This is a genomic window from Nocardioides sp. CPCC 206348, assembly GCF_048654705.1.
Lineage (GTDB): Bacteria > Actinomycetota > Actinomycetes > Propionibacteriales > Nocardioidaceae > Nocardioides.
The window spans coordinates 1-3,393 of sequence record NZ_JBMCZA010000105.1; the positions used below are offsets into that span (position 1 = coordinate 1).

The 3,393-nt window shown below is 69.8% G+C and carries 4 protein-coding genes; 2 read left to right on the forward strand and 2 right to left on the reverse strand.

Features of this window, described 5'->3' with window-relative positions; genetic code table 11:
* Positions 1-352: 352 nt before the first annotated feature.
* Positions 353-1,549, forward strand: a complete 1,197-nt coding sequence (locus ACOADB_RS05290; RefSeq protein ID WP_378596895.1) for an MFS transporter — start codon at positions 353-355, stop codon at positions 1,547-1,549.
* A gap of 253 nt (positions 1,550-1,802) precedes the next feature.
* Positions 1,803-2,012 (forward strand): hypothetical protein, encoded by a 210-nt coding sequence (locus tag ACOADB_RS05295; protein WP_378596896.1) that lies wholly within the window; start codon positions 1,803-1,805, stop codon positions 2,010-2,012.
* A 596-nt stretch (positions 2,013-2,608) separates the two neighbouring features.
* On the opposite strand, the gene ACOADB_RS05300 is transcribed toward ACOADB_RS05295, so the two are convergent.
* Positions 2,609-3,010, reverse strand: coding sequence for a hypothetical protein (locus ACOADB_RS05300; RefSeq protein WP_378596897.1), 402 nt, complete (start codon positions 3,008-3,010; stop codon positions 2,609-2,611).
* 191 nt (positions 3,011-3,201) lie between these two features.
* On the reverse strand, positions 3,202-3,393 hold a 192-nt coding region (locus ACOADB_RS05305), incomplete at its 5' end, for an iron transporter (protein WP_378596898.1).

The window sequence follows — 3,393 nt, forward strand, 5'->3', positions numbered from 1 at the left end:
CTCGTCGGTCTCGGGCAGGTCGGTGGTGGTGTCCTCGACACCGGCCTGGTCGTGGTCGTCGCCAGTAGCGGCGCCGACGGCCTACGCACCGCCGACGGTGGCGAGCACGACCGCGAACGCGGTTGCCGCAGTGCGGAACGGGGTGAGCTTGCGCATGATTACCTCCCTCGCGGCGACCATTTGCCGCCGTACACAGGCTTCATGCCGCCAGCCCGCCGAAGTGTTACGGGACGACGGCCCCTGCCTGCGGCAACGACGGCAGTGGTTAGGCTCACCTAATGTGAAAGACGAGCTGAGTCCGCCGGCCCGCCTTGGTCGTCGTGATCGCACGACCTGGTCGCCGTGGCGATCTGTGTTCGCCTTCGGCCTGGTCAGCCTGGCCGCGGACATGGTCTACGAGGGCATGCGGTCGATGTCGGGACCGCTGCTCGGTGCACTCGGCGCCTCGGGGCTGGTCGTCGGTATCGTCACCGGCGCAGGCGAGGCGGTCGCCCTCATCCTTCGACTGTTCACCGGGGCATGGGCTGACCAGCGCCGCCTGCACTGGCGACTGACCGTCATCGGCTACGCGCTGACAGCCGTGTGCGTGCCGTTGCTTGCCGTCACCCCGTTCCTCGGCGCGGCCGGGTTGGCAACCGCCGCAGCGCTGATTCTCCTCGAGCGCACCGGCAAGGCCATCCGGAGCCCCGCGAAGTCGGCACTCCTCGCACGGCTAGCCACCGACACCGGCCGGGGCCGGGGGTTCGGCGTCCACAAGGCTCTCGACCAGATCGGCGCGTTCTCCGGCCCGCTGCTCCTTTCGGGCATCGCAGCGGCTACCGGGCTGCTGTGGCCGGGATTTGCGGTCCTGGCGATTCCCGGTGCCCTGTCACTGCTGCTGCTGGCCCGACTCCGTCGCCGCGCGCCGATTGCGGTCGCCGATCCACCCGATGACGACGCCGCGGGAGACGGCAGCAGCCCTCGTCCTGCACGGTGGGGTGCCAGCGCGTTCGGAGCCGGACTGCCCGCAGCGTTCCACCTGTTCTCGGTTGCTGCGGCCCTGATGACCGCGGGGCTGATGACCTTCGGGATCATCTCCTTCCACCTGGTGCAGGACGACGTCATCGCGGTCGCCGCAGTCCCCTTGGTGTACGCCGCCGCCATGGCAGTGCAGGCCGTCGCGGCGCTGGCGACGGGCTTCGCGTTCGACCGCATCGGCGGTCGTGTGCTGCTCGTGGTACCCGCCCTCGTGGCGGTCGTCCCGGCGCTGGCCTTCGATGACCGGCTGGCGATCGTGGTCGCCGGCATCGCAGCGTGGGCGGTGGCGACAGGTGTCCTCGACTCGACAGTCAAGGCGTTCGTGGCCGACCTCGTGCCCGACGGCCGGCGGGCGACGGCCTACGGGGTGTTCGCGGCCGTCCAAGGCATGGGCGCGATCGCCGGCGGGGCATTGGCCGGAGCCCTTGCGGAGAACCACGCCGCTGCCCTGGCCGCGATCGTCGCAATCGTCCAGGTCGCCGCTGCGGCGATTCTGCTGGGCACAACTCAGCACACCCGCACAAGGACCTGATCCCTCGCCCCACTGCCCGCTCCTGACGCCGAGGCCGGGATCCCGACCAGCGGATGACCCCAGACCTGCGGGGTACCTCCACGACATCGGGCGAGCCGCCCGCACAAAGGGGGAACAACGATGACCGTCCAGCAGCACGACCGCGGCCCGGCGGAAGCCCACGAGACGTCAGGACTCGTCTTGGTCTTGACGATCGTTGCCATCGCCGCACCGCTGGTCCTCGCCCTGACCTGACACGACGAAGGGAAATGACATGTACATCGGACTCGGCATCGTCCTCCTGGTCCTGGGGCTGATCCTCGTCCTCGACGTGATCACCGTCGACCTGCAGTTCATCGACGACGGCGCCCTCGGCACCATCCTGATCATCGCCGGCGTCATCGCCATCGTGGTATCGCTGCTGTACGCCCCGCCGTGGCGCCGACGCGACGACGTCCACCACGTCGATCGCCGCACGTACTGACGCTCAGCAGCGATGGGAGGGCATGGCGCGGAGGCACCGTGAGCGCCCCTGTAGCCATGATCCTGCCGCCGTCGCACGAGCACTCGTGGCAACCCGTGTGCGTTGACCACGAAGCCGGCGGGACCGTGCTGAGCGAGTTCGCCCTGCGATCAGTGTCCCGCCGTGCTCTACCGCTGAGGGTTGGGCCGGGACCAGACAGCTGGGCTCCGACCAATCCGGGGACACGATCACCCTCGAGTGCGCCGCGGCCCACGCTCAACACGCTGGCGTGCGACCATGACCACGGGTGCTGACGTCCCCACATCGGCAGCACCAAGAGGTCCGCGCCCGAAGGCGCCCCATCGCTCTTGGCGCGGGCCCAACCAACCGACGGGCCCGCCCGGTCGCACGACGGGACGTGTCGCCCGCCCGCCCGATCGTCGGGACGTCCGGGCGTCCGGTCATCGGGCAGATTCATCGGCGATCCAGTTTTGCAGGTGGACGGCCGAACTCCTCGCGCCGGGCGTGAGGCCGGAGGCCCTCGATGTCACTCCTCCGGGGATCTCGACGACGGCGCTTAGCCCTGCTGACGAGATGCGGGCGATGGGCTCAGTCCGTCAGTGCGCGTTGACGAAGCCGACCGCGGTCGCAGTCCACCAGCAGGCTTGCGACAAGGTCGCGCAGACGGCGCCGAGCATCATCGCAGCCCGTGACGGGTGCCGGACCATGGCGTGGTGGACAGCTGCCGCCGCGACCCCGTTCACGCCGATGATCACCACTAGCGCCAGTTTGATCTTGGTCCAGGTGCTGGCGAGGTCCGGCTCGAGCAGCATCCCGGTGCCGACCAGGCCGGCGTACCCAAGCCAGATCGGGATCGCGACCGAGGTTGCGGCCTCCAGCACGGCCTCAATGCTGCGGCGACCGGTGAGCCACAGCAAGGCCATCCAGTCGACGGCGAGGACGGCACCGAAGCCGGCGATCAGGGCGGCCAGGTGGGCGAAGAGTGCGACGGCGTGCACCGTCGGAGACGAGCTGAGGTGCGCGGCGGTCCACACGCAGCCGCCTGCGAGCGCGCCGACCACGACCGCCGCTGTCCCGAAACCGGCCCACACCACCCGCCCCACTCGGACGGGTGGTGTCGGCGCCAAGGGCGCCTCCGGCCCTGCGGCCGGTCCGAGCGGCGTGGGTTGCGGCAGGTCGAGCGTACTGCTCACTGCGGACCGAGCTCGACGTCGGTGAACTCGACCTCGACGCCCTCGGCCAGCGGCGGCGTCTCGTCCGCGTCGCCGTGGCGGTTGAAGGTGGGCGCCTCGACCTTGACCCGCAGCGTGTAGCTGCCGGCCTCGGGGATGGAGAAGTTGTTGGCGTAGTGGAAGAACGTCGAGTAGTAGAAGTTCAGTTC